Here is a 2,799-nt window from a genome sequence, read left to right as displayed (position 1 = left end):
CCAGAGCAGTTTATGGCCGTGGGCGAGGATAACCCCGGCGGGGATGATGGCACGGCGATAAGCCCCATCGGTATCAAAGTGCTCTATCCGGCCGACAGCACGCTGAAGTGGACCTTCAAGTGGTACAACCACGAGGACCTGGCGGGGTGGGGCCGCGACCCGGTGCGCTACCGGCTGGGCATGGCCAGCGGCGAGATCATGCAGAACCGGCCCGACATCGAGCGCGCGCATATCTCCATCGCTTTTGGGCCCTTTCCGTACCTCAACGTGGGGGACACGCTCCACTTTGAAATTGGCGAAGTGTTCGGGATGGGCATGGCCGGTCTGATGAAGAATGCTAAGTACCTGGAGTTTTTGCGCGATCGGCGCTACCGTGTGCCTTTTCCGCCACCGAGGCCACCACTGCGGGTTTTCCCTGCGTCGCACCGTGTGACTCTCTCCTGGAAGCCGCTGTCGGGTGAGGTCGACCCAGAGAAGTACTACGATCCTTATCGGGGTGATCACAGCCCCCAACCGTTCGAGGGGTATCGAGTCTACAAGAGCACGGTGAGTGCTCAGGGGCCGTGGACTCTGCTGGCTGAGTACGACCTCCCAGGGAATCGCTACGGCCAAAACACCGGGCTTGCCTACGAATACACCGACGTCGGTCTGGTGAATAACGTGGAGTACTACTACAGCGTCACCGCCTTTTCCAAGCCTGACTCGGTGACCAACTTTCCCTCTCAGGAATCGAGTGTCACGGCAAACGCCAAGAAGGTGATACCTGGTACACCGCCGCCGGAGAGGGTGGGGCAGGTGGCTGTCGTGCCCAATCCCTATCGGGGCGATGTGGCTTATCATCAATACAATCCCCAGTGGGAAAAGCCTGCAGGCACCCGCAAGCGATGGATGGAGCAGGACAGGCGTGTGCAGTTCATTAACCTGCCGGCGCAGTGCACCATCAAGGTCTATACCTTGGCTGGAGACCTCATCACCACTCTGGAGCACGATGACGCCAGCCGCGGCTATGAGGACTGGAACCTGACCTCGTCGGTGGGACAGGCGATCTCGAGCGGCATCTACCTTTTCACGGTGGAGGACAGACGCACTGGCGATGTGCAGGTGGGCAAGTTCGTGGTGATCAAATAAAGGACCGTTGGTCGTATGGGAAAAGGGATGAAGCTTGCGTACCGAAAGTGGTTGGGGGTGGCGCTGCTGCTGCCAACCTTGGTCGTCGCGCAGTATGAACGTCCCGGCAGCACTGATGCGCAGTTCCTGAAAATAGGCGTCAGCGCCCGGGGTGCAGGCATGGGCGATGCTTTCATCGCCATGGTCGACGGCGCTGAGGCGGCTCACTACAACCCGGCTGCTCTGGCGTGGATTCCGGGCACTGCCGTGGCCTTCACCCATACGGGCTGGTTTGCGGGCATCAACCACGACTATGTGGCGGCGGCCCGCACCTTTGGCCGCGCCGGCACCTTTGCGCTGTCCGCCACCGCGCTTTACACCGACGAGATGAAGGTGCGTACGCCCTTGCAGCCAGACGGTACAGGTGAGACCTTTTACGCTGGCAACTATCGTGTCGGGCTCAGCTACGCGCGCTATTTGACCGACCGTGTCACCTTTGGCGGCACCCTCAACTACATTCGCATGTCGCTTTATTCCGATTTTGTCGGCGAGGCTGTGGCGGTGGACATTGCTGTGCTCTATGTGACGCACTTCCGGGGTTTTCGCTTCGGCATGAAGATCGGCAATTTCGGTTCCGAAGTCAAGTTCGTGCACGAATCGTATCCGTTGCCTACGAACTTTACCTTTGGTTTGGCCATCAACGCCATCGACGCGGAGGCACAGAGGCTGGCGGTGAGTTTTTCCGCCATGAAGCCCAACGATGGACGCCCTTTGGGGGAGGTTGGCGCGGAGTGGTGCTACCAGAATCTTCTCTTCCTTCGGGGCGGCTATCGTCTCAATCATGATGTGGCGCGCTACTCCTTCGGCGGCGGCCTGCAATTGGATGTGGGTGGGCTACGCCTGCGACTGGACTACGCTTACAGCGACTTTAGCCTGCTGGGCGCTGCGCAGCGGATAGGCGTCAATGCGCAGTTCTAGGCGATTGCGGCAGCGCGGAAAAAGAGGGCCGTTGCCAACGGGTGGCCTCTGCGGCCCAAGCCCCGTCCCGTCCTGCCCCAGGGCACTACCCTTTTCGCATGCTACCCCATGGTGACGAGTCGGTATGCAGCGCTTCTCCTCTTGGTGACGCTCACCCAGCGGCTGGCCGCGCACGGTTACCGCTTTTCCCAAACCCCCGAAGAGATGCGCGACCAGATTTGGGTACACGTCGACCCGACCCTCATCACCGTGCAGTACGAATCCCTCTACCTCGGCCAGATTGCGCCGCACATTCGTAACATGATCGACACCGATGCCGACACTGTGCTGAGCGCCGCTGAGGTGGAGAGCTTCTTTGCAGAGTTCACCCGCTCGGTGAATGACCTGCTCCGAGAGGAGCCGTTGCGGATTGGTGGCCGGCGGTGCCTCATGCGTCTCGTGGAGTGCCAGGCGCCCAGTCTGCTCGCCGACAGCCTACTCGCGCCGTTGAGGCTGCGCTTAGTGTTCCTGGTCGAATGCGGTCAGCTCTCCCCGGGGGACCATGAACTGGAGGCAGACCCCCGTCTCTTCTTCATTTGCGGTAACCACTTTATCGATTTGGCCAAGGAGAGGGTGGCCTTTACGGATGAACAGGGGCGCGCGATCGGCAGGCTGCTCCAGCTCCGTGTCATTGGCTCGCCCTCGGTTTCATTCCTGTCCACCTATCCAGGGTAC

The 2,799-nt window shown here is 60.5% G+C and carries 3 protein-coding genes; all 3 read left to right on the top strand.

Annotated elements, in window-relative coordinates:
* Positions 1 to 12 precede the first annotated feature (12 nt).
* Positions 13 to 1,128 (top strand): hypothetical protein, encoded by a 1,116-nt coding sequence (locus H5U38_07005; protein ID MBC7186768.1) that lies wholly within the window; start codon positions 13 to 15, stop codon positions 1,126 to 1,128.
* A 27-nt stretch (positions 1,129 to 1,155) separates the two neighbouring features.
* Positions 1,156 to 2,085 carry a PorV/PorQ family protein gene (locus H5U38_07000; protein ID MBC7186767.1) on the top strand — a complete coding sequence of 310 codons (930 nt, stop codon included), beginning with the start codon at positions 1,156 to 1,158 and terminating at the stop codon, positions 2,083 to 2,085.
* A gap of 108 nt (positions 2,086 to 2,193) precedes the next feature.
* The coding region (locus H5U38_06995) for a hypothetical protein (protein ID MBC7186766.1) at positions 2,194 to 2,799 on the top strand (606 nt) is incomplete at its 3' end.

This window comes from Calditrichota bacterium (assembly GCA_014359355.1).
Classification (GTDB): domain Bacteria; phylum Zhuqueibacterota; class Zhuqueibacteria; order JANLFK01; family Oleimicrobiaceae; genus Oleimicrobium.
Note: the sequence above shows the minus strand (reverse complement) of the source record. Positions and strands in the feature narration are given on the sequence as shown.